This window comes from Segatella paludivivens DSM 17968 = JCM 13650, from assembly GCF_000373185.1.
In the GTDB taxonomy this organism is placed as follows: domain Bacteria; phylum Bacteroidota; class Bacteroidia; order Bacteroidales; family Bacteroidaceae; genus Prevotella; species Prevotella paludivivens.
In genome coordinates, this window is the sequence record NZ_KB890685.1 from 84634 (window position 1) to 111562 (window position 26929).

Below are 26929 nucleotides of genomic sequence, written 5' to 3' on the forward strand. Positions count from 1 at the left end.
TAATGGCAGAAAATGTAGACATATTGCTAATAATGGGCATCTTTATAACGATGCTCTTATCTGCATTCTTCTCAGGCATGGAGATTGCCTTTATATCAGGCAATCGAATGTTGTTTGAGATGGATAAGGAGAAAAATGACCTATCTACTCGCATTATAGATTTATTTTATAGGCATCCTAACGACTTTGTCAGTACGATGCTTGTCGGCAATAATATTGTTCTAGTTGTGTATGGTATAATGATAGCCAAGCTATTTAATACAACGATATTTGCTGGAATGGATACAACTTTCACTGTTACTGCCGATACAGTGTTGTCAACTCTTATAGTTTTGTTTACTGGAGAGTTTCTTCCAAAGACTCTTTTTAAAAGTAATCCAAACAGATTGTTGAAATTCTTCTCACCTTTAGCTTATTTATTTTATGTGTTGCTTTGGCCTATAAGTCGTTTTACTACATTTCTGTCAAAAGCTATTTTACATGCTTTGGGAGTAAAACTTAAAAAAGAGCAGGGTGGAGATGAATTTTCCAAGGTTGATCTTGATTACCTTGTTCAGTCAAGTATAGACAATGCAAAGAATGATGATGATGTTGAAGACGAGGTAAAGATATTTCAGAATGCATTGGAATTCTCCGATACTAAGGTCAGAGATTGTATGATTCCACGAACAGAAATCAATGCCGTGGAATACGATAGTTCTAAAGAAGATTTGATGCAGAAATTCATAGAGAGTGGCAATAGTAAAATTATTGTCTATCATGATGATATCGACCACATAGAAGGTTACATACATTCATCTGAAATGTTTCGAAACACCACAGCTGATTGGCATACGTCAATATGCAAAATGCCATTTGTGCCAGAAACAATGACTGCCCGAAAATTAATGAAAATTTTCCTTCATGATAAGAGAAGTCTTGGAATTGTTGTTGATGAATTTGGTGGAACAAGTGGTATTGTGTCGCTTGAAGATATTGTTGAAGAAATTTTCGGAGATATCGAGGACGAACATGATAGTAATAAATATATTGCACAAAAGATAACTGAAAACGAATATGTGCTTTCTGCAAGGCTTGAGATTGAAAAAGTTAACGAGATGTTTGACTTAAAAATACCCGAAAATGAGGAATATAAAACCGTTGGTGGTTTTATTCTATATCATTATCAGAGCTTCCCCAAACTTAATGAAGTGGTGAAAATTGGGGAATTCTCTTTTAAAATCGTAAAGGGTACTATGACAAAGATTGAACTCGTTAGGCTGAATATCAATAGATAACACTGTGAAAAAGCGCCTTAATCTACAAATTTTACATGAAAAATTGGGTCGTTTGCTATTTTATTGTTATTTTTGTAGGCACTTTGAGTATAAAGTAAAGAAAATAAAATAACTAAAAATAAAAACAAATTTAAAGTAATGGCAGCATTAGGAAAAATTAGAAGCAGAGGCGTCATACTGATGTGTATCATCGGTTTCGGTCTTTTTGCATTCATCGCCGAAGAGGCTTTCCGTTCTTGTGAGTCTTCTCGCAACAACGACCGCCAGCAGGTTGGTGAAGTCCTGGGAGAAAAAGTTAATGTTAACGACTTCCAGAAACTCGTTGATGAGTACAGCGATGTTATTAAGATGCAACAAGGCACACAGTCTCTTAACGACGAACAACTGAATCAGGTTAAAGACATGGTTTGGAATACTTACGTTCAGTCAAAACTTGTAGAGAATGAAGCTAAGAAGCTTGGACTTAAGGTTACTGATGCAGAAATGCAGAATATTCTTAAGGAGGGTACAAACCCAATGCTTCTTCAGACTCCTTTCGTAAATCAGCAGACAGGACGTTTCGATGTAAATGCATTGCAGAAGTTCCTTGCTGAGTACGATTCTCAGAAGAATACAAACCCACAGGCTGTAGAGCAGTATCAGACAATCTACAAGTATTGGACTTTCATTGAGAAGACACTTCGTCAGCAGACTCTTGCTCAGAAGTATCAAGGTCTTCTTTCTCATTGTTTCCTTTCTAATCCTGTTGAGGCAAAGATGGCTTTCAAGGATGAAAATGTAGAAAGCCAGATTCAGCTTGCAGCTTTCTCTTATAGTACTATTCAGGACGATAAGGTTAAGATTACAGATGATGATTTGAAGGCTAAATACAATGAATTGAAACCTCGTTTCCAACAGTATGTTGAGAGCCGAGATATCAAGTATGTTGATGTTCAGGTTAAGGCTTCTGCTGCAGATCGTATGGCTTTGCAGAATCAGTTTACTGGTTATGCTAAGGAATTGGCTACAGCCACAGATCCTGCTGTTGTAGTTCGCAAGAGCACTTCTTCTATCAATTATTTGGGTATTCCTGTTGGTAAAACAGCGTTCCCATCTGATATCGCAGCTAAACTAGCAACTATGACTGTTGGTCAGACAACAGGTGTATTTGAGGATAAGACAGACAACTCTCTTAATATTGTTCGTCTTATGGCTAAGCAGCAGCTTCCTGATTCAATTCAGTTCAGACAGATTCAGATTGGTGGTGCTACTCCTGCAGCAGCTCACAAGACAGCTGATTCTATTTATACAGCTTTGAAGAACGGTGCTGATTTTGAGGCTATCGCTAAGAAATATCGTCAGCAAGGTCAGAAAACATGGATGACTACTCAGCAGTATCAGAGTGCTCCTTCTATGGACAATGATACAAAGAACTATATCAATAGTCTTAACACGATGGCCGCAAACGATACGAAGAACATTGCTCTTTCTCAGGGCAATATTATTCTTCAGGTTTTGGACCGTAAGGGAATGACTGATAAGTATACAGCTGCCGTGATCAAAAAGAATATTGAATTCTCAAGAGATTCTTACGGTTCTGCATATAATAAGTTTGCTTCTTTTGTTAGTGCAAACCAGAAATCAGGTGACATTCTTAAGAATGCTGCAAAATATGGTTATAGAGTTCAGGAAGCTTCAGATGTAACAACATCAACTCACTATCTTGCTAACATTCACGGAACACGTGATGCTTTGAAGTGGTTGTTTGATGCTAAGGAAGGTGCTATTTCTCCAATGTATGAGTGTGGTGACAATGATCATTTGCTTATCATCGCTCTAACAAAGATTCATGAAATTGGTTACCGCTCACTTGACGATCCTCATGTAAAGGAGATGGTTAAGGCTGAAGTTCTGAAGGATAAAAAAGCTGAGATGCTTATGGCTAAGGCAAATGGAGTAAAGAATATTAGTGCTGCAACGGCTAAGGGTGCACGTGTTGCTACTGTAAGTCAGGTTACTTTCGCCGCTCCTGTATTTGTTTCTTTGACTGGTGCAAGTGAACCTGCTGTAAGTGGCGCTGTTGCTGCTACTGCAAAAGGTAAGTTCTCTAGTAAGCCTGTTAAGGGTAATGCCGGTGTTTATGTATTCCAGGTTGTAAACAGAGTCAATCGTGCTGCTAAGTTCGATGATAAGACAATGGAGCAGAAACTGCGTCAGAAGACAATGCAGTATGCTGGAAACTTCATGAACGAGCTTTACATCAAGGCAAACGTTGTAGACAATAGATATTTATTCTTCTAAATTATTGAAGGATATACAGTTTAGTCCCATCTGATTTGTTTCAGATGGGGCTTTTTTTATAGTTAAACCATTGGTTGAATAAAGCATAGTGTTTACTATAAGCGTTGTTTTTGATTATGCCATATACTTAGTTCTAGGTTATTGAATTAAGTAGATTTAGGCTGTCTATTATGCATTTTTTATTTAGCAACGAAACTTCTACGATATCTTCAAAAAAATCATAAACGGAGACCTTGACAAAACGTGGCTTGCAGGATTTAGCTACATTAAGCTACGTTATTTTGTGTCTTTAAGGATAGAAAGTAAATTTGTCAAAGAACTGTTGACGGCATTAGAGGGACTGAGGATGTGTAAATGCATACAGTAAACAGAATCAGAATTTTCAAGTTTGTTTAAAAGTTCTGTAGAATTCCGCTGAATTCTCGGCAAAGATACTGCAAAATTTTTGTCCATGCAATCAGGTTTAGGTTAGACTGTTAGCCAAAGTTATTATTACTCTAGCGGCACATGATCGTACATGTACGCACGCGCACTCTGACTTTTTCGTAAAAACAAGTGTCGAAGTGTCTATCTATTGAGCATCAACTTATTAGAACTCTTTTTCGTGTAGAATAAAGTGAAGGTTATTCGTCGGTAAAATATGGGTGAAAATTTTCATCGTATTGTATTGCACTTTACGAAGTAATTTGATGTTTTTTTTGGTGTTTTGCAGTGTTTTCTATAATGAAATGCAGTGTGTTTTACGAAGCTGTAGGAGGTAAAACATCGTAGAAAAGTTTGCGTTTCTGTATAGAAAGAGTTACGTTTCTATATAGAAACGCATGCAAAACTTGAAATTTGACTGTCAGATCACCGTCACTTTGATCAGTCAAATTCGTCGATAAAATATTGATATCCATTAAGTTGACACTTCGACACTTATATTTTTTAAAACCCTAGGTGCGCGCGTACCTGCGCGTACATTATATAAGTAGAAATAGATAACGTAGCTAAAAATACCAAAAAATGCAGGGAAGGCACTCTAAATATTGAAAAATTAAATCCTCATGGAGAAATCTAAGCTCCAAACATTTAATTTATCATACGCAATACTAAATATTAATCATATATTGGACTTTACTTAAAATCACGGCACAAAAAAAGAGTTCATTTAATAATGAACTCTTTTTGATTATATAATATTTATTTAAAAATCTTCATCATCAGTTACTTCTGTTGCCTCAAGGTCTAGTCCTTCTGGATCAGCATCATAAGTTGTGCGATAACTTTCTTCTGTAAGTTTGTCCTCATCAAAGAGATCATCTTCCTCGTCAGGATCATTATAATGGTCTTCAACTACAACATCCTCATCTTCGTTTTCGTTCTCTTCTTCAATTTCTAACTCTTCTTCTTCCTTTTCAAGATCGTCTTCTGAATCAAACTTAGTCTTAGGCTTTTCAAACTCAGGTTTTTCCTTAGCAAAAATAGCTTCTACCCAGTTTCCTTTTGGAATTTCAAGCACTTCAAATCCGTCTTTCGTTTTCTTGTCATACATTCCGCCGACTTTCTTAAGTCTGTCTTTTGGCAATGTAGTGGTGCTGATATCAAAACCACTTTCTATAATATCTTGAATGCTTTGTGAAAGGCTATCCCAGCCACCGCCGAAGTTACGGTCGATGACCTCTAGTAGCTTTGTTGCTGAAATGTGGCGAATGTTTTCATAGGTCAGGTCAGTGACTCTCATTATTGGACGCTTTTTTATAGCCCATTTCATTTTTGTGTTTTCGTCAACCTTTACATAACCTATTCTAAATCCACGTTCCTCATATTTTGAAATAACGATTGGATTATCTGTTTTAATTTCTTCAATTTCGAATGCGCTTCTGATAATGTCAGTATATCTGCGCACATTATCCTTTAGGTCTGCTTCTTTTTCTGCAGCTTCCCACATCCTATAGACATCATTCTCCTGTATATCCCAAACGTTGCTCTTATTTAGAGTCTTGAAAGTTAGAACTTTTTGCTGTTTCATAAGTGTAATTTATCTTTGCTGCAAAAGTAAATACTTTGCATCATATTCACAAATTTTTAGCATAGATTTTTTTGTTATATTCAACTAATTCCTTATTTTTGCATATAATTATGAGTGAACCATTAGCAGAAAGAATGCGTCCACGCTCTCTTGACGACTATGTTGGACAAGAACATTTGGTAGGAGAGGGTGCTGTTTTGCGCAAGATGATAGATTCTGGAAGAATATCATCGTTTATATTATGGGGACCGCCTGGTGTGGGTAAAACTACTCTTGCGCAGATTATTGCCCACAAACTCGATACGCCATTTTATACCCTTAGTGCGGTTACTAGTGGTGTGAAGGATGTTCGTGAGGTTATTGATAAAGCTAAAAACGGGAGGTTCTTCAGTTCTGCTTCTCCTATATTATTTATTGATGAAATACATCGTTTCAGTAAGTCGCAACAGGATTCTCTTCTTGGTGCGGTTGAACGTGGAATAGTTACGCTTATAGGCGCTACTACGGAAAATCCATCGTTTGAGGTTATCCGTCCTTTGCTATCTCGCTGTCAGATGTATGTATTGAAGCCGCTTGAAAAAGATGATTTATTGAATCTAGTTCAAAGGGCGATAAATGATGATGTTGAACTTTGTAAGCGAAAGATAACACTTACAGAGAGTGGCGCTCTACTTAGATACAGTGGAGGTGATGCTCGTAAACTTCTTAATATTCTAGAGCTCGTTGTTGACTCGGGCGATGATACTGATATTGAAATTACCGATGCTCTTGTAGAGAGCAGACTGCAATCTAATCCGCTTGCTTATGATAAGGATGGAGAGATGCACTACGATATTATATCGGCTTTCATAAAAAGTATTCGTGGAAGTGATCCTGATGCAGCATTGTATTGGTTGGCAAGAATGATAGAGGGAGGAGAAGATCCACAGTTTATTGCCAGAAGACTTGTGATAAGTGCTGCTGAGGATATTGGACTCGCAAATCCAAATGCACTTCTTCTTGCCAATGCCGCTTTTGACGCTGTTATGAAGATTGGTTGGCCTGAAGGACGTATTCCGCTTGCCGAAGCAACTGTTTATCTTGCTACAAGTCAGAAGAGTAATTCTGCCTACCTTGGTGTGGATGCTGCTTTGGCGAAAGTTAGGCAGACAGGTAATCTTCCTGTGCCCTTGCATTTGCGCAATGCGCCTACGAAACTTATGGCAGAACTAGGTTATCATGATGGTTATAAATATCCTCATGATTATCCTGGTCATTTTACAGAACAGCAGTATCTTCCTGATGATTTGAAGAATGATAGCTTCTGGAAAGGACAACATAGTCCGGCTGAAGAAAAACTCAACAATTGGATGAACCAATGTTGGGATGATAGATTTAAATAAGATGTAGTTTACATTTATATATTGAAAAAATGAAAATAGTAGAGTTAGATGGATATGGAGTAAATCCTGGCGATTTGAGTTGGGATGCAATAAGCAAACTTGGAGAATTCAAGCTTTATGACCGAACTTCACAGGAAGATGTTGTGTCTAGAGCCAAAGAAGCAGAGGTAATACTTATTAATAAGGTAAATATTACAGATGAAATAATGGGGCAATTGCCAAAATTGAAATATATAGGAGTTCTTGCCACTGGCTACAATGTTGTGGATATTGAGGCGGCGAGCAGACGTGGCGTGTTGGTTTCAAACATTCCTGCATACAGTACGGACAGTGTCGCACAGATGACATTTGCCCACATCCTTAATATGGTGAATAGAGTGGAACATTATGCCGATCTTAATCGCATGGGACGCTGGAGTAACAATCCTGATTTTTGTTATTGGGATACTCCGCTAATGGAAATAAGCGGAAAGACCATCGGTATTTTGGGATTGGGAAGTATTGGCAGCAAGGTTGCACGTATTGCCCAAGATTTCGGTATGGATGTGTATGCTTTTACTAGTAAAAGTTCAAGTGAACTTCCTGCTGGTATACAGAAGACCGCTATAGATGGACTTCTTTCAGTGAGTGACATACTAACACTTCACTGTCCTTTAACTTCAGAAACAAGAGAACTTATTAATAAGGAATCTCTTAAGAAAATGAAGCATGGAGCATTGCTTATTAACACAGGTCGTGGACAATTAGTGAACGAACAGGATGTTGCAGAAGCCTTAAATAGTGGCCAGCTTGGTGGATATGGTGCTGACGTGATGTGTGAAGAACCTCCATTGGCTGACAATCCTTTGTTTGCTCAGCCCAATGCGTTTATTACTCCACATGTAGCTTGGGCTACCATTGACGCACGCACTAGACTTATGAATATATTAGAGGAAAACTTGAAGTCATATATTGACGGAAGTCCTAAGAATATTGTAAATAAAACAAAATAATGATAGGTCCTAATCCCGAAGTTGCACGCACCGTGCAGCATATAATAGAGTTTGTAGGAACTTTTACCTTTGCCATTTCAGGAATACGAATGGCGGCTGCTAAGCATTTTGATTGGTTTGGCGGTTTTGTGTGTGGCTTTGCGGTTGCAATTGGCGGTGGAACAATTCGTGACGTTATGCTTGGGACAACTCCTTTTTGGATGACCTCAACCATTTATGTAACATGTACTGTGATAGCATTACTTGTTTATGTTCTGTTTGCAAAGTCGCTAAATAGACTTGAAAATGTGTGGTTGATATTTGATACATTGGGACTTGCGCTCTTTACGATAGCAGGAATTCAGAAAACGCTTCAATTCGACTATCCTTTTTGGGTGGCAATAATTATGGGTTGCATAACGGGGGCAGCAGGTGGAGTAATTCGTGACGTATTGCTTAATAAAGAACCTGTTGTTTTTCAGAAGGATATTTATGCTATGGCTAGTGTCGCCGGAGGATTGGTGTATTGGCTCATGATGACGCTAGGTCTTAATGTGGGACTAACTGCAATTGGAACTTTCCTAGTGATATGTATAATACGATTTATTGCAGTTAAATTTCATATATCGCTTCCAACACTCAGGAATGAACAATAAAAAAATATTTTTAAATGTAAAAGGGCAGTATAATCTATACTGCCCTTTTCTTGTAAATGTTATTTGTTATTTTGAATTATTTTTCAACCAATCATCGATAATCATGCGTGCAATACTTAATTTTTCAGGTGTTGTTGGTAGATTGTTTTTTTTGAACCAGCGACCGTTAGCTAGTTCTTCGTGCTGTAAATGGAGTTCGCCTTCAACATAATCGGCATTGTATCCAACCATTAATCCGCTAGGATATGGCCATGGTTGACTTCCAAAATATTTTATGTTGTCGATAGTAAGTCCTGTTTCCTCAAGTACTTCTCTGTTAACAGCTTCCTCTAAAGTTTCACCAGTCTCAACAAATCCAGAAACAAGTCCGTAAAATTCTCCTCTGAAAGTTTTTGCGTTAACCAATAAAACCTCGTCTCCCTTATGAATTAGTACTATAATTGCAGTAGCCAATGATGGCCACACCTCTTTACCACAATTAGTGCATCGCTTGCTGATGTCGGTATGCATCTTCATTGGAGCTCCGCATACACCACAGAATTTGGTGTTTTGATCCCAATAAAGCAATTCGTGACATTTACCAGCTTTATCATAAAGTGACTTAGGAAGTTTATAAAAACTTTTCCTAAGTCCACACATTTCAAATTTTTCGTTGTTGGTAACTGGACTGTCAATATAAAACGTCTTCACATCGTCTTCATCAGCAAAAGCCACGTTCATTATGTGAGTCCATACTTTCGTCGCAACTGGTGGTTCTTCGCTTTCTGGAATAGAAAATGTTCCATCTCCGTGCTTTTCTAGCACGACTTCATCTTTACAGAATATAAACCAAAGTTTCTTCATTTTTTATTTCTCATCTTTAGCATCTGCTTTTTGTTTGAATAGAATCAAACTATCACGTTTTGCAGCAGGAACAGTCCATTCCTCAGGAATGAATTTCCAATTATTGTTTGGCTTTGCATCAACGGTTCCCATTTTTTCTATTTCCTGCATCAAGTAATAGCGTTGATCACGTGGACTACGATAAATGATTCTGCTGTCTAAACTGTCTTTTGGTATGCCTGCACCCTTAGTGAGCAATTCTCCGCCACCGTTTCCGCGGTAACTGTTAAGTGCTACTTTATACCATTTCTTCTCATCGAAATGCCTACCGTTGCTCATGCACATAATTTTTACCTTCTCACCATCGGGTTTGGTTACATCAACTACATAATCAATGCCTGCGGCTGAATCAAAATTGAATGTGAAATTCTTGAAACCAAGTCTTTGTGCGTCTCCACGAGTATCAGACAGTAATAGTAGATGATCATTAGCACTCTTCATTGTGTTTACCCACAAGTCATAGCTCATTTCAAGATGCTTCCTTATTTCTTCACCTGTCATCCTCATTACATAGAGTTGGTTTTCAAATCTGTAGAGATTGAACATGTCTGCAACTCTTACGGGTCCTGCTTTTATAGATGCATCAAACTGGAGTGGGGCATTAAAGGCTATGTCGGCATTAGTGATTTGTAGCTGAAGGTTTAGTATGAAGTCATTGAATGCAGATGAACCAAAATAACAATCGCGTGTAGAAATAGTGTTACTGAAATTTCCAATCACTCTGTCCACATAGTTATTTACCTTCTCAATTTGTGGCTTGAAGTGATCCATGTATGCAGAGTCTACATCTTCCTTTGTTACATCAACAAGATTTCCTGTGATACTCTTACTTATAATTTTTCCGTTTTTGTATGTAAGTTCAATTTGAGCTTCTGCCACGGTAAGAGCATTGTTAGCAGGATCAATGCAAAGAACATTTTCTCCAGCAACATTCTTTATCATCTCATTGTCTCGAGTATGATCATGTCCAAACATCACTACATCGAATCCTGGTACCTGAGTAGCAACTTTTAAACTTGCATCTTCTTCATATTCAGAAGTCGTTATTCCACCAGACTTTCCACTGTGGAAGAGACCGATGATTAGGTCAGGATGTTCTGTCTGCTTGATAACGCTCATCCATTTCTTTGCGGCAGTCACCATGTTTTCAAATCTTAAACCTTGCCAAAGATCCTTTGTAAGCCAGTTTGGTATTGCAGGAGTAAGCATTCCCATTACCGCAATCTTAACTCCGTTGCGGTAGATTATAGTATATGGCTTAACATATGGCTTGCCGGTCTTAGCGTTTACAACATTACAGGCAATCATAGGACATTTCACTTCTTTAATCCATTTGTCATAAACTGCGTGTCCAGGTTCTACGTCATGGTTTCCTAAAGTTTCTGCATCATATTTCATGTAGTTTATCACATTGGCAGCAATGTTACTGTCGTTGGTAGCCACATAATTATAGAAATAGCTAGTAGGTTGTCCCTGTAAGATATCTCCATTGTCTAGCAATACTACGTCTCCAGCATTGCGCTGTCTTTTAACATAACTGCTGACACGTGCCATAGAACCTTGTCTAGGCTGTCTGTTAGCAAAGTCGTAAGGGAAGAAACTACCGTGAACGTCACTTGTTTCGATAATTTTGAGGCTAATGGTCTTTTGCTTAGCAAAGGCGCTGCCACACATCAATAATGCGATAATAGCAAGAGTTATATTTCTCATAAATCTATTGTTTTATATTTTGCAAAGTTAGCACATTTTTTTCCATTAAACGTGAAATACATAAAACAAAAATAGGAGAAAAAACATAATGTTCTTTCTCCTATTTGATTTGCAGATAGTTATCTATCTGATGATTTTAATATCTTCTGCGGTTGTAACCACCATCGTTATTACCACCAAAACCACCTCCACGGTTGTTACCGAAAGAACGACGCTCTGGACGATCTTCTTTAGGACGTGCAACGTTAACACCGATAGTTCTTCCGTCGAAATCAGTCTCATTAAGGGCATCTATAGCTGCTTGACCTTCTTCATCATTAGCCATTTCAACGAATCCGAAACCACGTGAGCGGCCAGTCTCTCTGTCTGTAACGATTTTAGCAGACGTAACTTCGCCAAACTTTGTAAATAAATCTGATAAGCTTTCACTCGTGGTGTTCCAGCTCAAATGTGAAACATAAATGTTCATTTTCTTTTCTTTATATTAATTAATTATTGATACAACGCCAATGACGCATGTACCTTCTCTTTTTTTGTTGTATATCAATATGTAAAGTTTACAATCACAATATCAATATTTGGTAACAGCTTGTTGCTGTTTTTTCGAGAAAAGACGGGAAATAGATTTTTTATCATAATTGACCGCTAACTCTCCATTAACATCGGAGCGAATAATGATGTCGATTCGGAATAGAATTAACCGCAATATGAAATAGCGAAAAACTCAAACTCAAATAATATCCAGTATAAACTCTGTTGTTTATGGGGTCAAAGTTACTTTCTTTTTTTCAATTATCAAAATTTGAAGCAAAAAAAATCACTTGAAATTATATTTTTTTTGCTTTTTTGGGCAAAAAGTACACATTTGTGCCTAAATATGATAGTTTTTCTAACTATTTTGAATGATATAATTTATTCTTAATCTGTTTTATAGCTTGTGTAATCATATCTTTTTTAATTGGTTCTTACGATTTTCTAGCTTGGATTATCTTTTTACTGGCGTAGGGCAATTCTAGCACATTTGTTAGTATAGTGTAGCTTTTTAAAAAAGAGCTATAAAACAGTGAGCTTTAGAATTTAATGTTATTTTTAGTCAGATGATGTTATTAGTCAATCCTTTATAAAATAAGGAGTTTTGACGTTATGGGATTAGTGACATTTAAAAAACTTTTTTCTGAGAATACTTAATATTTAGATTCATGCCACATACTCTATTTAATTATGTGTAAAGTGCCTCTTGAGAAAGTTGTCGAAAGAAAGTTTTGCGATTTAATTTATTATTCATATATTTGTGCTATGAATTCATTTAAGCATCATACAAAAGAAGAAAAAATGCAGGCTTTTGGTCGCCTGCTTGACGTACAGGACAGATTGAGAAAAGAATGTCCATGGGATAGGAAACAAACGAATGAAAGTCTGCGACCTAATACTATAGAGGAGGTATATGAACTATGTGACGCATTGATGAAATGTGATGATAAGGAAATATGCAAAGAACTTGGCGATGTAATGGAACATGTAGTTTTTTATGCATTGCTTGGGGCTGAGAAAGAAAGTTTTGACATTGCAGATGTTTGCGATAAGCTTAGTCATAAATTAATGTTTCGCCATTCTTTTATAGATTGGACCGGATGGGAAGGTGATCCTAAATCAGAATTAGCTGATACTCCTAGTGATTCTACTGAGGTGGAAATGACATGGGAGCAGATGAAGCAAAAAGAAACAGATGGAAATAAAACAGTTCTTTCTGGAGTTCCTGCTGCTCTACCTTCTTTGATTAAAGCTTATAGGATACAAGATAAGGCTCGTAATGTAGGCTTTGACTGGAAACATAAGGAAGATGTTTGGGATAAGGTGCGCGAAGAACTTGGTGAGTTGGAAGTTGAATTAAATAAGGAGGATGTAGAAAATTCTACACGCGAATTGGGCGATTTCATTTTTAGCGTAATTAATGCAGCACGTCTATATCATCTAAATCCAGACAATGCATTGGAATTGACTAACCAAAAGTTTATAAGTCGTTTTGGATACGTTGAAAGCAAATGCAAGGAAATGGAAAAGAAATTGAAAGATCTTACTCTTGAAGATATGGATAAACTTTGGAACGAGGCCAAGAAATTTGATAGATAATAAACATTATTGATGATATGAAAAAAATATTTTATGTTTCTTTTATGATGATAGCTATCCTTTCAATGATAGGATGCAATAGTAAAGGAAAGAAGGGCGCACAGTTAAACGATAAAGATACCGTTGTGGCTAAAGTTGCAGCTGATACGACTGTTTATGGAGTATGTGGCGAAGGTACTGCAATGCACAGTCTAGAACTTATTACTGATGGTGGAGACACGATAAACTATACTATTATGGATGATGGAGCAGACTCTGCCAGTGTGCTTGGTGGACTTTTAGTTGGTGACAGATTGGCTGTTATCGGACATAAAGTGGATAAAGAAAATTATGCAACGACAGTTTTAAATATAACAACTCTTCAAGGAAACTGGACAAGTATAGACCGCAATTTCGAAATATTGGAAGGTGGAGTTGTAAAGAGTCATTTGCAGGCAGAGACAAATCCATGGACAGAATGGAAAATATGGAATGGTAAGTTATTGCTTAATAAAGATACTTTCGCTATTAATAATCTTGGTGCGGACTCTCTTTATCTTGAAAACAAAGATGGTATCTTTGCCTATAAGCGTCAGAAATAAGTTGGATCGTAAATATGCAACCATTTAAAATCCATATTTTAGGCTGTGGGTCAGCCTTGCCGACAATGAGACATTACGCTTCATCGCAAGTTGTAGAGATAAGAGGGAAACTGTTTATGATTGATTGTGGTGAGGGAACACAGATGCAGTTGCGTAGAAGTAAAATAAGATTCACCAAAATTCAAGCTGTGTTCATCTCTCATTTGCATGGTGATCACTGCTTTGGACTTATTGGTATGATAAGTACTTTTGGCATGCTTGGTCGCGTGGCAACACTACACGTTTATGCACCTGCAGAACTAGGAGAAATACTTCAAAATCAGATAAACTTTTTTTGTCAAGGACTTGAATTTAATGTTGAGTTTCATTCAGTAGATACAACTAAGAAAGCTGTTATATATGAAGATAGGAGTCTTGTTGTTGAGACGATTCCATTGCAACATCGTGTACCAACTTGTGGCTATTTGTTTCGCGAAAAAGAGGGCTGTAGGCATATAGACAGGGATATGATGAACTGCTATAATATACCGATAAGCCAAATAAATAACATTAAGGCTGGGGCAGACTGGACTGATGAAGATGGAAAAGTAATTCCAAATAAAAAATTGACACAGCCAGCTGATAAGGCACGTTCTTATGCTTATTGTAGTGATACTAAGTATATTCCAAATCTTTATAAAAGTTTGGAGAATGTAGATGTGCTTTATCATGAAAGTACTTATGCAAAAGATAATGAAGGTCGTGCTAAATTGTATTATCATTCAACTGCAGAGCAAGCTGCTCATGTAGCTAAAGATGCAGGAGTTGGTAAATTACTTCTTGGACATTTCAGTGCTCGTTATGAGAATGAAAGCTGCTTACTTGATGAGGCAAAAAGTATATTTGCAAATAGTTTCCTTACAAATGAGGGAATGGTTTTTGATGTTTGAAATCGTAAATATTGTTAATAATATAATATTTTCCTATTTGAGTAGTTGTACTGTGTCTGTAAAAAGATTACCTTTGTCTGGATATTAATGTATGCACTATGTTTTTATAATGTGATAAAAAGCGTCAGAGACATTGCATATATTATTTCTTTTAATACGGAATCAATTTCAAAAACAAGATGGCAAGACATTGGTATTATATATTTATCTTGGTGATAGCATTCAGTGCTTTGTCAACTCCGTTGCTGGCAAGTAATACGAGTGGAATAGAGCAAATTGCTGAGTTTAATGATATAAATATCTATTTTGAGCAGAACAACTTGCGAGTCACAGGTGGTGAAGGGCTAAAATTACAAATATTCAATGTTACTGGGATCTTGGTGGTTAGTCAAAATATAGATAGTACCGACAAACGATTTGGTCTTGACTTGCCCCGAGGGTGCTATATCGTTAAGGTTGGAAAGTTAGTGAAAAAGATTTCAGTAAAATAATATTTTTATAAAAACTGAGTTTTGAGAGTATTCAAGATAAAATTGTGTCTTTTTCTTTCGGTAATTATTATCTTTTGCATGTTTTCATGTAGAGAGAAAACCACAAATCCAAATATTAATTTGACTTTGTCTGACTTTGCTAAGTTGGACACTTCTGCTTATGCACTTAATTCTCATCGGATTAGAGCATATCTTGATATGATGATAAATGCAGATAATGATTCTATGGCTGCGGATGCTCATCTTAAAGGATATTACTCAAATAAAGGTAGTTTCTTGTGGATAGACCGTTGTGGTGTGGATAATCGTGCTGATATTCTTCTTAATTATATCCGCAAGGTTAATGAAATGGGATTCAGCAGGAATAAGTTCAGATATGGGCAGATAGAGCGTGATTTAAGAAGAGCTCGTGAACTTGATTTTGACACATCGCATAATTCTATCAATAGAGTTATGGCAAGATTGGAGTATAATCTAACAAAAGCTTATTTACGTTATGTTATAGGTCAGCGCTTTGGATATTTTAATCCGTCGTATGAATTGAATAGATTAGATCCTTATGACAAAGATTCTACCGTTGTGACTTATCGTAAGTTGTTTGATATTCCAATGGAAAAACCTGACAAGGCATTTTATAGAACTGCTATGAGAAAGATAGGAGTTGACAGTGTTGCTGAATTTCTTAAAGATATTCAGCCTAAGAGTAAATTGTATTGGACATTTTATGAAAAACTGAAGCAAACTCATTCTAAAACTCAGAGGATCAAAATATTATGCAATATGGAAAGATGCCGTTGGAGATTAAAGGACTATCCTAGTATGCATGATAAGTATGTGTTAGTAAATATTCCGTCATTTCGTCTGCGAGCTGTTGATGGCAATAAATCCCTTGGAATGAGAATAGGATGTGGTTCTTCTGAAACGAAAACGCCATTGCTTACTAGTGCAATAATGCGTATGGATATTAATCCGCAATGGATAGTTCCACGCAGCATTGTAAAAAAGAGTATTATAAATCGTATAGGAAACCGTTCTTATTTTGAAAGTCATCAATTCTTTGTTAGGGAACGAAAAACAGGTAAGAAAATAAGTTTCGATAAGGTTACTAGGGAAATGCTGAATAGCAGTGATTACCTTGTTGTGCAGGCTGGTGGCGTAGGTAATTCTTTAGGAAGAATAATCTTTAGATTCAATAATAGTTTTAGTGTGTTTATCCATGATACCGATCAACATGGAGTTTTCTCACAGGAAGATCGTGGTGTAAGCCATGGTTGTGTACGTGTTCAGAAACCTTTTTCTCTTGCGGTGTTTATGTTAAGTGATAAGAATGAAAATATTATAAGTAAGATAAAATATTCGATGACTGCTCAAATTGGGGGAGGAATAGTTTCGACTGATAATAAAAAGAATGAAAACTCAGAACTCAAGAAAGATACCCTGAATCATTCTCGCATTATAAGTATGATTAATGTGACTCCTAAAGTTCCGTTGTTTATCACTTATTTTACTCTTTATCCTGACTTCGAAGGCAATATCAAATCATACAGTGACGTTTATGGTTATGATAACGTGATTTTCTCCACATTGAAAAATTATCTGGGGTATTAACAACATGGAATACAACGAAAGCGAAATATTAAAGGAACTGAAGAATGAGCAAACCTGTAGGCAAGCTTTTTCAAAGATTGTAGAACACTACAGTCAACCCCTTTATTGGAAAATTCGGCATATCGTTGTAGAGCATGAAGATACTAATGATATTCTGCAAAACACCTTTATAAAGGCTTGGAATAAGATTGATAACTTTCAAAATAAGGCAAGTCTATATACTTGGCTTTACCGTATAGCTATAAACGAAAGCCTGGATTTTATTCGCTCGCAAAAAAATAACAATAATATCAGTACTGATCAGAATGATGGATTAGCTTCAAGGCTGCTTGCTGATGAATATTTTGATGGAGACAAGATACAAGCGCGTCTGCAGGAAGCAATATCACGTTTGCCAGATGTGCAGCGTTCTGTGTTCTGTCTAAGATATTACGATGAAATGAAATATAGCAAAATGAGTGAAATTCTAGGCACTAGTGAAGGAGCATTGAAAGCTAGCTATCATTTGGCGGTTAAGAAAATAGTAGATTTTTTAAAACTTTACGATTAAACTTTTCGTATAACGATTCGTCAAACATGTAATATAACAAAAACGCAGATATGGATAAAGATGAGGAAAAGCTAATAACGCAATTTGGTAAAGTTGAACCTTTTAAAGTGCCTGATGGCTATTTTGAAGATTTTACCAGACAGCTAATGAGTAAGTTGCCAGACAAATCCCATAAAACCGGAATTGTAAAATTGCATCCAATGTTGTGGAGTTCGCGTTTGCGTGGTGGTATCGCTGCAGCAGTTATTGCTGCAACATTAACGATAGGTGTTTATACCTATATTGGAAAATACAATGTAGTTAACTCATACGAGAGGGCATCTATGCCACAAAAGGAGAATATAGACCAAAGTAAAACTAACTTTGATCAAATGGCTGATTACACGATGATGGATAATGAGGATATTTATGCCTCTTTGGCGGATAATAAGTAAATAAAAAAAGGTGTTTATTATGAAGTATTATGTAATGGTATTTTTATCAGTGATGTTTTTGGCTATTCCCGTTATGGCTGATACTCCTGAAAATTCTCGCCCAAAGTTTGACCCTGAACGTTTCGAGGCTTCATTGGAACAATTTATAACAACAAAGGCTGGACTTACACCACAGGAAGCAGGGCGATTTTTCCCTATTTATAGGGAGATGCAGAGTAAAATAAGAATGTATTTTAACGAAATGAAACGTCTTCATCATACAGATATTAAAGATAATGTTATGTCTGAGAAGGCTATTCGTAGAATAGATGTTATAGATATTGAAATTAAGAGAATACAGCAGAAATATCATAATAGTTTTCTTAAGATATTGCCTGCCGGCAAAGTGCTTGAAATATTAAAGGCAGAGGAAAAATTTCACAGACAGGCTTTTAAGGAGGCTTTTGCGCCAAAGAATTAAAATTAATGCAGAGATATTTCGTATATTTTAGCTATGACGGTACTGGTTACCATGGTTGGCAGATTCAACCTAATGGAATATCGGTTCAGGAAAGGTTGCAGGATTCTCTCTCAAAGATATTGAGACAGAATATAGAGGTAGTTGGTGCTGGTCGTACAGATACTGGTGTACATGCAAGAATGATGGTTGCGCATTTTGATTATGATAAAGTAATTGATGGTGCGCAATTGGCGTTTAGGTTAAATCGTCTTCTTCCCCGTGATATCGGAGTATACAATGTGGAACCTGTTGACAATGAAATGCATGCTCGCTTTTCTGCAAAATGGCGTACGTATCATTATTATCTGCACGTAAGAAAGGATCCTTTCTTGCGCCATTATTCTTTAGAAACTCATTATGAGTTGGATTTTGATTTAATGAATGCTGCTGCTCAGATAATAGTAGAGCATGAGGATTTTGCTGCTTTTTGCAAGACAGGAGCTGATAACAAAACAACCATTTGTCATGTTAAAGAATGCAAGTGGGTTCAGACATCAGAGTATTCTTGGTATTTTACGATAACAGCCAATAGATTTTTAAGAAACATGGTCAGAGCTACCGTTGGTACCTTGATCTTATTGGGGCGTCATAGGATTACACTTGACGAGTTTAAAGATATTCTTGATAATGGAAATAGAAGTGATGCAGGTGAGAGTATGCCTGGCAATGCATTGTTTTTAGAGGATATTGAATATTAGAAAGTATATATGCTTGGTGCATAATTCATAATTTATATTTATAGTACATGTGGTTAATATTTGCATTTTTGTCAGCAGCTTTGCTGGGTTTTTACGATTCGTTTAAAAAGAAAGCACTTCATGATAACGCTGTTATTCCGGTTCTGTTTTTGAATACATTGTTTTCGTCCCTAATTTTTATTCCGTTTATAATTCTTTCTTCGTCAACCCACCTTCTTGATGGAAGTCTTTTTTACGTAACTCAAGGTGGTTGGGACGTTCATCGTTATATAATTCTTAAAAGTTGTATCGTCCTTTCAAGTTGGATATTTGGATATTTTGCGATGAAGCATTTACCACTAACAATCGTTGGTCCTATCAATGCAACTCGCCCTGTAATGGTTCTTGTTGGTGCCTTACTCGTTTTTGGAGAACGGTTAAACCTTTGGCAGTGGATAGGTGTAGCTTTGGCAGTGATGTCTTTTATTATGCTCAGTAAAAGCGGTAAAAAGGAAGGCATAGACTTTAGACATGATAAGTGGATCTATTTTCTTGTCTTGGCGGCTATGTTAGGAGCAGTAAGCGGATTGTATGACAAGTATCTTATGGCTAGTCCCGAAGATGGTGGAGTAGGCTTGGACCGTATGATTGTTCAGAGTTGGTATAATATTTATCAAATGGCAATGATGGGTGCAATGTTAGTTTTGCTCTGGTGGCCTAGTCGTAAAAAGACAACTCCGTTCCATTGGGATTGGTCTGTTATATTTATATCCTTATTTCTTAGTGCGGCTGATTTCGTATATTTCTATGCGTTAAGTATGCCAGGTGCAATGATATCAATCGTAAGTATGGTACGACGCGGTAGTGTTATCGTAAGTTTCTTGTTTGGTGCGGCTTTGTTTCATGAAAAGAATCTTAAGGCAAAAGCTTTCGACCTCGCCCTAGTCCTTTTGGGTATGATATTCCTCTACTTCGGATCAAAGTAGAATAAAAATTGCAAATAATGCCTTTTTGAAATTATTTCATAAATTTCTTTTGCAAATTGATGTAAAACATGTAACTTTGTGCACAAGATCGAAAGTTAATTAATAGTAATATGGCACGTAACATCTTTAAGGGCTTAGGTATAGCCCTGATAACTCCTTTCACGACAGACGGAGAGGTGGATTATAAATCACTTAAGCGTCTTGTGGAATATCAGCTTGATAACGGAGCTGATTTTCTATGCATTTTGGCTACAACAGGAGAGGCTCCATGCCTTACTAAAGCTGAAAGAGATGAAATAACAGTTTTCATAAAGCAAATAGTAAACGGCCGTATTCCTATTCTTAAATATTGTGGTGGTAACAATACTGCTGCTGTTGTTGACGAGATAAAAACAACAGACTGGAGTGGTATTGATGGAATATTGAGCATTTGCCCTTATTATAACAAACCATCGCAAGAAGGTTTGTATCAGCATTTTAAAGCTATCGCTGAGGCTAGTCCTCTGCCAATAGTTCTTTATAACGTTCCTGGTAGAACTGGTGTCAACATGACTGCTGCAACTACAGTCCGGATAGCCAAAGATTTTCCGAATGTAGTTGGTGTAAAGGAAGCTAGCGGAAGCCTAGAACAGGTTGATGAGATCATAAAGAATAAACCTGATAATTTTGATGTTATCAGTGGTGATGATGCTTTGACATTTTCAATGATTGCAAGCGGAGCTGCTGGTGTTATTTCTGTTATCGGTAATGCTCTTCCTAAGGAATTCAGTAGAATGATAAGGCTTGAATTCAAAGGCGAATACGAACCAGCACGTAAAATCCATCACATGTTTACCGAATTATACTCACTGCTGTTTGTAGACGGTAATCCTGCTGGATGTAAGGCTCTGCTTAACGATATGGGAATGATTGAGAATGAGTTGCGATTGCCACTTGTTCCAACTACCATTAAGACTAAGCAGAAAATGTCTGAAATCCTGAAGGATTTGCGTATTTAGAATAACTAAAATCAAATATATGAGTGAAGAACGAAGAGTCATTCATGAGATAACACCTCTTATGGGTAAGGATGTGCTTTATATAGCAGATCGACATAAGAAGGAGTTTACATATCCAATACATAGCCATGAAGTTTATGAATTGAATTTTGTTGAGCGTGCAAAGGGTGTGAAAAGAATAGTTGGCGACTCTTCTGAGGTCATTGGTGATTATGATTTAGTATTGATTACAAGTCCTGATTTGGAGCATGTTTGGGAACAGCACGAATGTACAAGTGATGATATTCGTGAGGTTACGATACAGTTTGATTTTAACATGACCAATGAGAATATCTTCGGACGTAATCCTTTCATGAGTATGCGCAAGATGATGACTGAAGCAAAGAAAGGACTTTGCTTTCCTTTAAGTGCTATCATGAAAGTATATACGCAACTTGATACCCTTAGTCAGATTAAGGATGGATTTTATGCCGTGATGCAGTTTATGACTATTCTATATGAGTTGTCTAAATGCGACGGAACACGAACTTTGGCTTCTTCAAGTTTTGCAAAAATTATAGTAGAAGATGATAGCCGCAGAATCTTAAAGGTAAAGAATTACATCAGTAAGAATTATATGGATGAGATTCGTCTTTCCACACTTGCTGATATGGCTGGAATGAGTCCTAGTGCCTTTAGTAGGTTCTTTAAGCTTCACACAGGACGTAATCTTAGTGAATATATTATTGATATTCGTTTGGGGTATGCTTCACGAATGCTTGTTGATACAGCTCGCAGCATATCTGAGATAAGTTTTGATTGTGGTTTTAATAATTTGAGCAACTTCAATCGTATCTTTAAGAAGAAAAAGGAGTGTTCTCCTTCTGAGTTTCGTGAAAACTATCACAAAACACGTGTGATAGTATAATTTATCAGATACTTATTTCCCCTGCAAGAGACTTGCACATCAATTCTCTTACTACGTTTGTGTCTTCATATTGTCCATGAAGATACATAAGTTTTGTAACGGCAGCTTCGACAGTACTGTCATGTCCACTTATCACCCCTGTATCTTTTAATTGATATCCATTATCGTATCTGCTCATTTCCACAAATCCTGCACCGCATTGGCTTATATTTACAATCGTAACACCTCTTTCAGATGCATCTTTTAGAAGTCGCATAAGCCATGGCTGTTGTGGTGCATTTCCACTTCCGAAACTACGCATCACAACACCTTTCAATTCAGGGGCATCAAGAACGTGTCCGAAAATATTAGCCTGAATCCCTGGAAATAATGAAAAAACCATGACGTTTGGATTCATGTCAAAATGTGGAATCATTGTTTTTGAATAGTCAGGTTTCAGTATGTGATGCTTGGCAAATGTGAATTTTACACCAGCTTCGCATAGGTGAGGGTAGTTAAATGAGTCAAAGGCATTAAATCCGTCTGCGTTTTGTTTTGTAGATCGGTTTCCTCTTAGTAGTCTGCCACTAAAATAAATACAAACTTCTGGAATAAGAGCATTGCCTTCTTTGTTTTGTGCTGATGCTAATTCTATACTTGTCACAAGGTTTTCCTTTCCGTCAGTCCGCATTTGTCCGATTGGTAGCTGGCTACCAGTGAGAATTACAGGCTTGGTAAGATTTTCCAACATGAATGAAAGTGCAGATGCCGTGTAAGCCATGGTATCTGTTCCATGAAGTATTACGAAACCGTCGTATTCATCATATTTTGTACTGATAGTTCTAACAAGATGAGCCCATAGTCTAGGGCTCATATCACTGGAATCAATTGGCTCTTCAAATTGATAAACATCTATGCCGACAGATAGGTATTTAAACTCTGGCATATTGCTTATTAAATGATTGAAATTCAATGGCTCTAATGCTTTTGTTAAAGTGTTTCTTCCCATGCCAATTGTGCCACCTGTGTAGATGAGAAGAACTTTTCCCGTATGATTCTTATTATTGTTATTATCCATAATGTACGACATCGTTTACGTAAAAAACAATGCAAATATAGTTTAAATTTCTCGTAGTTCCAAAAAAATGAACTATATTTGCATAGAAAACAATATCTAAAACAAAATAAATCAAATATAAAAATCGATTATGAAACAGTTTATGGATGAAAATTTCCTGTTGGAAACAGAAACAGCACAGGAGCTTTTCCACAATCATGCGGCTAAAATGCCAATTATTGACTACCATTGTCATCTTAATCCTGAGATGGTTGCTAATGATCACAAATTCCGCAGTATTACAGAACTTTGGCTTGGTGGAGACCATTACAAATGGCGTGCTATGCGTACAAATGGTGTAGATGAAAAATACTGCACGGGTGATGATACTAGTGACTGGGAAAAATTTGAGAAATGGGCAGAAACTGTACCTTATACATTCCGCAATCCTCTTTATCATTGGACACATCTTGAACTCAAGACAGCTTTTGGCATAGATAAGATTTTAAGTCCTGCTACTGCTCGTGAGATCTACGATGAGTGTAATGAGAAGTTGAAGCTACCAGAGTATAGTGCTCGTGGCTTGATGCGTCACTACAATGTAGAATGCGTTTGCACAACTGATGATCCTGTTGATGACTTGCGTTATCACAAGCAGACACGTGAGAGTGGATTCGAAATTAAGATGATTCCTGCATGGCGTCCAGACAAGGCTATGAATATAGAAAAGCCTGATTTCGCTGATTATGTAAAAACTCTTTCTGAGGTAAGTGGTGTTGCTATTAATAAGTTTGATGATATGGTAGACGCTCTTCAAAGGCGTCACGACTTCTTTACAGAGAATGGATGCAAACTTTCAGATCATGGTGTTGAGGAATTCTATGATGAACCATACACAGACAGTCAGATTGAAACTATATTTGAGAAATCTCTTCGTGGTCAGCAGCTTAGTGCTATGGAGATACGCCAGTATAAGCATGCATTCTTGAAGATTTGTGCAGAGATGGACTATGCTGCTGATTGGACTCAGCAATACCATTATGGCGCTATCCGTGATAATAATACATCTATGTATAATAAGCTTGGTGCTGATACTGGTTTTGATTCTATCGGTGAATTTACAACAGCTCATGCAATGAGTCATTTCCTGAATGAGTTGAATCTAAATGGCAAGCTTACACGTACAATTTTATATTGTCTTAATCCTTGTGCGAATGAAGTTATCGCAACAATGCTTGGCAACTTCCAAGACGGTTCATGTCCTGGTAAAATCCAGTTCGGTTCAGGTTGGTGGTTTAATGATCAGCTTGATGGCATGACAAAGCAGATGAATGCACTTTCTGTATTGGGCTTGCTTAGTCGTTTTGTAGGTATGCTTACAGATAGCCGTTCATTCTTGAGCTATCCACGCCACGAATATTTCCGTAGATTATTATGTAATCTGCTTGGAAACGATGTTGAGAAGGGGCTTCTTCCAAATGATAAAGAGACTTTGGCTCGCATGGTTGAGGACATTTCTTATAATAACGCTCGAAACTATTTCAAGTTCTATTAAATACCAAAACGGGAGATTCTTTCTCCCGTTTTTTTGTATCTAAGAGTGAAAAAAATAATATTTTAAATCAGTCATTAATTTAAAAGCTCAAATATTTGCCATTTCCAAATATTAGAGCTAAATTTGCAAAGGTTTTAACGATTACCGAGTTGTTGATATGAAGAAATCACTCATTTCACTATTTATTATGGCAATTGTTTTGCTACTGAGCAGTTGCTCTGATGGCAAAAAAGTGGCTGATGTTGTTGTTACCGATTGTCAAAAGTCTTTAGCAATATCTTATTCCCACGTCGGCAATCTAAAACAGATAGACAAATACTTTTCACAATATATTTTTATAGGTAAAGGCATCAAGAAAGATGGTTTGATACAAACCGCCTCGCATGCCGATATCGACAATATGAATTTTATGCAGGGAAAGGTTATTAGTAGTTAGTTACGATGATTCGAAAATAAGGATGACAATTGATTTATTCGGTTTCATCTTTTTTTTTTAATATATAAATTTAAAAATAATATTAGATACAAATAATTTATGTGTGGTATTGTAGGATATATTGGTAGCAGAGATGCTTATCCAATTTTAATCAAAGGATTAAAAAGACTCGAATATAGAGGATATGATAGTGCTGGTGTAGCACTCATAAATAACGATGATCTTAATGTTTACAAGACAAAGGGAAAGGTTGCTGACCTAGAGTCTTTTTGTGAAGCGAAAAACATCAGTGGGCATGTAGGTATTGCCCATACTCGTTGGGCTACTCATGGTGAACCTTCATCTGTTAATGCCCATCCTCATTACTCAGAATCAAAGAATCTTGCCATTATTCATAATGGTATTATCGAGAACTATGCTGAGATTAAGAATAATCTTATCGCCAAAGGTGTTAAGTTCCGTTCTGATACCGATACAGAAGTGTTGGTTCAGTTGATAGAGTATGTTCAGGTCAAGAAAAACCTTGATACACTTACAGCCGTTCAGGTTGCTTTGCATCAGGTAATCGGTGCTTATGCAATAGCATTACTTGACAAGCGCGAACCTAATCAGATTATTGCTGCTCGCAAGCAGAGTCCACTAGTCGTAGGTATTGGCGAAAATGAATTCTTCCTTGGTTCAGATGCAAGTCCTATCATTGAATTCACCGATAAGGTTGTTTATCTTGAAGATGGCAGTATTGCTGTGATGCGTCTTGGTGAAGAGCTAAAGGTAGTTAATATATTGAATCGCGAACTTAATCCTTTGGTACATACTATCGACATGAATCTTGGACAGATCGAGAAATGTGGTTATCCACACTTCATGCTTAAAGAGATTTTTGAGCAGCCCGAATGTTTGAAGAATTGTATGCGTGGACGTATAAATGCAGATGCTGATCAAGTTACGCTGAGTGCTGTAATTGATTATAAAGAAAGATTACTTGCCGCTAAGAGAATAATTATTGTAGCCTGCGGAACAAGTTGGCATGCAGGACTTATTGGTAAGCAACTTATCGAGACATTCTGCCGTATTCCTGTAGATGTTGAATATGCAAGTGAGTTCAGATATAGAAATCCTGTTGTCACCAAGGATGACCTAGTTATAGCGATGTCACAGAGTGGCGAGACAGCCGATACTTTGGCTGCTATAGAGTTGGCAAAGCGTTCTGGTGCATTGATATATGGGATATGTAACGCTGTTGGTTCAAGCATTCCTAGAGCCACTGATACAGGTAGTTACATCCATGTTGGTCCTGAGATTGGTGTAGCTTCTACGAAGGCATTTACTGGTCAGGTTATCGTGTTGGCAATGTTGTCTCTAGCATTAGCAAAAGAAAAGGGCACTATTGATGATCAAACATATAATGCCGTAGTGAAAGAATTGTCTTTAATTCCTGATAAGATGAAAGAGGTGCTTGAACAAAACGATAAGATAGCTGATTTAAGCCGTATCTTCACTTATGCCCACAACGTTATTTATCTTGGTCGTGGCTATAGTTATCCAGTCGCTTTGGAAGGTGCTTTGAAACTGAAGGAAATTAGCTATATACATGCTGAAGGCTATCCTGCCGCAGAAATGAAGCATGGTCCTATCGCTCTTGTAGATTCAGATATGCCGGTAGTCGTTATCGCTACACATAATGCAATGTATGAGAAGGTACTTAGCAATATTCAGGAAATCAAGGCTCGTAAGGGTAGGGTGATAGCTCTTGTTACTAAGGGAGATGAAACCATCAGCCGTATTGCCGATGAGGTGATTGAATTACCTAAGACGCTTGAATGTCTGGAACCATTGCTAGCAACAATCCCACTTCAACTCCTTGCATATCATATTGCTGTCTGCAAGGATAAGAATGTAGACCAACCAAGAAATCTTGCTAAATCAGTCACTGTAGAATAGAA

25 protein-coding genes are annotated in these 26929 nt (G+C 37.0%); 20 read left to right on the forward strand and 5 right to left on the reverse strand.

The features are described from left to right. Window positions 1-2: 2 nt before the first annotated feature. Together B045_RS0113210 and B045_RS0113215 are read left to right on the forward strand one after the other, a co-directional pair. Window positions 3-1277, forward strand: coding sequence for a hemolysin family protein (locus B045_RS0113210; RefSeq protein WP_025883561.1), 1275 nt, complete (start codon window positions 3-5; stop codon window positions 1275-1277). A gap of 138 nt (window positions 1278-1415) precedes the next feature. Beyond that, window positions 1416-3557 (forward strand): peptidylprolyl isomerase, encoded by a 2142-nt coding sequence (locus tag B045_RS0113215; protein ID WP_018464744.1) that lies wholly within the window; start codon window positions 1416-1418, stop codon window positions 3555-3557. A gap of 1186 nt (window positions 3558-4743) precedes the next feature. Here B045_RS0113215 and B045_RS0113220 read toward each other — a convergent pair. Next, window positions 4744-5568 (reverse strand): hypothetical protein, encoded by an 825-nt coding sequence (locus tag B045_RS0113220; protein WP_018464745.1) that lies wholly within the window; start codon window positions 5566-5568, stop codon window positions 4744-4746. A gap of 110 nt (window positions 5569-5678) precedes the next feature. Between B045_RS0113220 and B045_RS0113225 the strand changes: the two genes are divergently transcribed. Genes B045_RS0113225 through B045_RS0113235 form a run of 3 tightly spaced genes read left to right on the forward strand, consistent with a single transcriptional unit; the run spans window position 5679 to window position 8577 of the window. Then, window positions 5679-6950 carry a replication-associated recombination protein A gene (locus B045_RS0113225; RefSeq protein WP_018464746.1) on the forward strand — a complete coding sequence of 424 codons (1272 nt, stop codon included), beginning with the start codon at window positions 5679-5681 and terminating at the stop codon, window positions 6948-6950. 29 nt (window positions 6951-6979) lie between these two features. Beyond that, entirely contained in the window at window positions 6980-7942 is a 963-nt protein-coding gene (locus B045_RS0113230; RefSeq protein ID WP_018464747.1) for a D-2-hydroxyacid dehydrogenase, read from the forward strand. Beyond that, complete coding sequence (locus B045_RS0113235) at window positions 7942-8577, forward strand: trimeric intracellular cation channel family protein (protein ID WP_018464748.1); 636 nt, start codon at window positions 7942-7944, stop codon at window positions 8575-8577. The genes B045_RS0113230 and B045_RS0113235 overlap by 1 nt, the downstream gene beginning before the upstream one ends. A 66-nt stretch (window positions 8578-8643) precedes the next feature. On the opposite strand, the gene nudC is transcribed toward B045_RS0113235, so the two are convergent. The 3 genes from nudC to B045_RS0113250 form a co-directional block, all read right to left on the reverse strand. Then, window positions 8644-9420 carry an NAD(+) diphosphatase gene (gene nudC / locus B045_RS0113240; RefSeq protein WP_018464749.1) on the reverse strand — a complete coding sequence of 259 codons (777 nt, stop codon included), beginning with the start codon at window positions 9418-9420 and terminating at the stop codon, window positions 8644-8646. 3 nt (window positions 9421-9423) lie between these two features. Next, on the reverse strand, window positions 9424-11169 hold the full coding sequence (locus tag B045_RS0113245; protein WP_018464750.1) for a bifunctional metallophosphatase/5'-nucleotidase: 1746 nt from the start codon (window positions 11167-11169) through the stop codon (window positions 9424-9426). Between the two features lie 136 nt (window positions 11170-11305). Next, window positions 11306-11638, reverse strand: coding sequence for an RNA recognition motif domain-containing protein (locus B045_RS0113250; RefSeq protein WP_018464751.1), 333 nt, complete (start codon window positions 11636-11638; stop codon window positions 11306-11308). A gap of 827 nt (window positions 11639-12465) precedes the next feature. On the opposite strand from B045_RS0113250, the gene mazG reads away from it, so the two are divergent. The 12 genes from mazG to B045_RS0113310 all read left to right on the forward strand — a co-directional run bounded on the left by mazG (window position 12466) and on the right by B045_RS0113310 (window position 21959). Continuing rightward, window positions 12466-13299: a nucleoside triphosphate pyrophosphohydrolase gene (gene mazG / locus B045_RS0113255; protein WP_018464752.1), complete on the forward strand. Its 834-nt coding sequence runs from the start codon at window positions 12466-12468 to the stop codon at window positions 13297-13299. A 17-nt stretch (window positions 13300-13316) separates the two neighbouring features. Beyond that, window positions 13317-13880 (forward strand): lipocalin-like domain-containing protein, encoded by a 564-nt coding sequence (locus tag B045_RS0113260; RefSeq protein ID WP_018464753.1) that lies wholly within the window; start codon window positions 13317-13319, stop codon window positions 13878-13880. 14 nt (window positions 13881-13894) lie between these two features. Continuing rightward, complete coding sequence (locus B045_RS0113265; protein ID WP_025883566.1) at window positions 13895-14809, forward strand: ribonuclease Z; 915 nt, start codon at window positions 13895-13897, stop codon at window positions 14807-14809. A gap of 179 nt (window positions 14810-14988) precedes the next feature. Next, window positions 14989-15300 carry a T9SS type A sorting domain-containing protein gene (locus B045_RS0113270; RefSeq protein ID WP_018464755.1) on the forward strand — a complete coding sequence of 104 codons (312 nt, stop codon included), beginning with the start codon at window positions 14989-14991 and terminating at the stop codon, window positions 15298-15300. Between the two features lie 78 nt (window positions 15301-15378). Beyond that, complete coding sequence (locus B045_RS0113275; protein ID WP_018464756.1) at window positions 15379-16908, forward strand: L,D-transpeptidase family protein; 1530 nt, start codon at window positions 15379-15381, stop codon at window positions 16906-16908. Between the two features lie 4 nt (window positions 16909-16912). Further along, window positions 16913-17458 (forward strand): RNA polymerase sigma factor, encoded by a 546-nt coding sequence (locus B045_RS0113280; protein WP_018464757.1) that lies wholly within the window; start codon window positions 16913-16915, stop codon window positions 17456-17458. 50 nt (window positions 17459-17508) lie between these two features. Next, window positions 17509-17892 (forward strand): hypothetical protein, encoded by a 384-nt coding sequence (locus B045_RS0113285; protein ID WP_018464758.1) that lies wholly within the window; start codon window positions 17509-17511, stop codon window positions 17890-17892. 19 nt (window positions 17893-17911) lie between these two features. Continuing rightward, window positions 17912-18352 (forward strand): hypothetical protein, encoded by a 441-nt coding sequence (locus B045_RS0113290; RefSeq protein WP_018464759.1) that lies wholly within the window; start codon window positions 17912-17914, stop codon window positions 18350-18352. Between the two features lie 5 nt (window positions 18353-18357). Further along, the gene (gene truA / locus B045_RS0113295; protein ID WP_018464760.1) at window positions 18358-19089 is read left to right on the forward strand and encodes a tRNA pseudouridine(38-40) synthase TruA; all 732 of its coding nucleotides are present in this window, start codon (window positions 18358-18360) and stop codon (window positions 19087-19089) included. A 47-nt stretch (window positions 19090-19136) separates the two neighbouring features. After that, on the forward strand, window positions 19137-20054 hold the full coding sequence (locus tag B045_RS0113300; protein ID WP_025883572.1) for a DMT family transporter: 918 nt from the start codon (window positions 19137-19139) through the stop codon (window positions 20052-20054). 110 nt (window positions 20055-20164) lie between these two features. Beyond that, window positions 20165-21052 carry a 4-hydroxy-tetrahydrodipicolinate synthase gene (gene dapA, locus B045_RS0113305; RefSeq protein ID WP_018464762.1) on the forward strand — a complete coding sequence of 296 codons (888 nt, stop codon included), beginning with the start codon at window positions 20165-20167 and terminating at the stop codon, window positions 21050-21052. 19 nt (window positions 21053-21071) lie between these two features. After that, window positions 21072-21959, forward strand: coding sequence for an AraC family transcriptional regulator (locus tag B045_RS0113310; RefSeq protein ID WP_018464763.1), 888 nt, complete (start codon window positions 21072-21074; stop codon window positions 21957-21959). 4 nt (window positions 21960-21963) lie between these two features. Here the strand turns inward: B045_RS0113310 and B045_RS0113315 are convergent, their stop codons facing one another. After that, entirely contained in the window at window positions 21964-23016 is a 1053-nt protein-coding gene (locus B045_RS0113315; RefSeq protein WP_018464764.1) for an asparaginase, read from the reverse strand. A 130-nt stretch (window positions 23017-23146) separates the two neighbouring features. On the opposite strand from B045_RS0113315, the gene uxaC reads away from it, so the two are divergent. From uxaC to glmS, 3 genes are all read left to right on the forward strand, one after another. Further along, window positions 23147-24550: a glucuronate isomerase gene (uxaC, locus tag B045_RS0113320; RefSeq protein WP_025883575.1), complete on the forward strand. Its 1404-nt coding sequence runs from the start codon at window positions 23147-23149 to the stop codon at window positions 24548-24550. 157 nt (window positions 24551-24707) lie between these two features. Continuing rightward, window positions 24708-24986 carry a hypothetical protein gene (locus tag B045_RS0113325; RefSeq protein WP_018464766.1) on the forward strand — a complete coding sequence of 93 codons (279 nt, stop codon included), beginning with the start codon at window positions 24708-24710 and terminating at the stop codon, window positions 24984-24986. Window positions 24987-25085: 99 nt separating this feature from the next. Beyond that, window positions 25086-26927, forward strand: coding sequence for a glutamine--fructose-6-phosphate transaminase (isomerizing) (glmS, locus tag B045_RS0113330; RefSeq protein WP_018464767.1), 1842 nt, complete (start codon window positions 25086-25088; stop codon window positions 26925-26927). Window positions 26928-26929 lie beyond the last annotated feature (2 nt).

Excerpts from the sequence above, each read along its gene's own strand:
- B045_RS0113210 (WP_025883561.1), top strand. The coding sequence starts at position 3 with ATGGCAGAAAATGTAGACATATTGCTAATAATGGGCATCTTTATAACG.
- B045_RS0113215 (WP_018464744.1), top strand. The coding sequence starts at position 1,416 with ATGGCAGCATTAGGAAAAATTAGAAGCAGAGGCGTCATACTGATGTGT.
- B045_RS0113220 (WP_018464745.1), bottom strand. The coding sequence starts at position 5,568 with ATGAAACAGCAAAAAGTTCTAACTTTCAAGACTCTAAATAAGAGCAAC.
- B045_RS0113225 (WP_018464746.1), top strand. The coding sequence starts at position 5,679 with ATGAGTGAACCATTAGCAGAAAGAATGCGTCCACGCTCTCTTGACGAC.
- B045_RS0113230 (WP_018464747.1), top strand. The coding sequence starts at position 6,980 with ATGAAAATAGTAGAGTTAGATGGATATGGAGTAAATCCTGGCGATTTG.
- B045_RS0113235 (WP_018464748.1), top strand. The coding sequence starts at position 7,942 with ATGATAGGTCCTAATCCCGAAGTTGCACGCACCGTGCAGCATATAATA.
- nudC (WP_018464749.1), bottom strand. The coding sequence starts at position 9,420 with ATGAAGAAACTTTGGTTTATATTCTGTAAAGATGAAGTCGTGCTAGAA.
- B045_RS0113245 (WP_018464750.1), bottom strand. The coding sequence starts at position 11,169 with ATGAGAAATATAACTCTTGCTATTATCGCATTATTGATGTGTGGCAGC.
- B045_RS0113250 (WP_018464751.1), bottom strand. The coding sequence starts at position 11,638 with ATGAACATTTATGTTTCACATTTGAGCTGGAACACCACGAGTGAAAGC.
- mazG (WP_018464752.1), top strand. The coding sequence starts at position 12,466 with ATGAATTCATTTAAGCATCATACAAAAGAAGAAAAAATGCAGGCTTTT.
- B045_RS0113260 (WP_018464753.1), top strand. The coding sequence starts at position 13,317 with ATGAAAAAAATATTTTATGTTTCTTTTATGATGATAGCTATCCTTTCA.
- B045_RS0113265 (WP_025883566.1), top strand. The coding sequence starts at position 13,895 with ATGCAACCATTTAAAATCCATATTTTAGGCTGTGGGTCAGCCTTGCCG.
- B045_RS0113270 (WP_018464755.1), top strand. The coding sequence starts at position 14,989 with ATGGCAAGACATTGGTATTATATATTTATCTTGGTGATAGCATTCAGT.
- B045_RS0113275 (WP_018464756.1), top strand. The coding sequence starts at position 15,379 with ATGTTTTCATGTAGAGAGAAAACCACAAATCCAAATATTAATTTGACT.
- B045_RS0113280 (WP_018464757.1), top strand. The coding sequence starts at position 16,913 with ATGGAATACAACGAAAGCGAAATATTAAAGGAACTGAAGAATGAGCAA.
- B045_RS0113285 (WP_018464758.1), top strand. The coding sequence starts at position 17,509 with ATGGATAAAGATGAGGAAAAGCTAATAACGCAATTTGGTAAAGTTGAA.
- B045_RS0113290 (WP_018464759.1), top strand. The coding sequence starts at position 17,912 with ATGAAGTATTATGTAATGGTATTTTTATCAGTGATGTTTTTGGCTATT.
- truA (WP_018464760.1), top strand. The coding sequence starts at position 18,358 with ATGCAGAGATATTTCGTATATTTTAGCTATGACGGTACTGGTTACCAT.
- B045_RS0113300 (WP_025883572.1), top strand. The coding sequence starts at position 19,137 with ATGTGGTTAATATTTGCATTTTTGTCAGCAGCTTTGCTGGGTTTTTAC.
- dapA (WP_018464762.1), top strand. The coding sequence starts at position 20,165 with ATGGCACGTAACATCTTTAAGGGCTTAGGTATAGCCCTGATAACTCCT.
- B045_RS0113310 (WP_018464763.1), top strand. The coding sequence starts at position 21,072 with ATGAGTGAAGAACGAAGAGTCATTCATGAGATAACACCTCTTATGGGT.
- B045_RS0113315 (WP_018464764.1), bottom strand. The coding sequence starts at position 23,016 with ATGGATAATAACAATAATAAGAATCATACGGGAAAAGTTCTTCTCATC.
- uxaC (WP_025883575.1), top strand. The coding sequence starts at position 23,147 with ATGAAACAGTTTATGGATGAAAATTTCCTGTTGGAAACAGAAACAGCA.
- B045_RS0113325 (WP_018464766.1), top strand. The coding sequence starts at position 24,708 with ATGAAGAAATCACTCATTTCACTATTTATTATGGCAATTGTTTTGCTA.
- glmS (WP_018464767.1), top strand. The coding sequence starts at position 25,086 with ATGTGTGGTATTGTAGGATATATTGGTAGCAGAGATGCTTATCCAATT.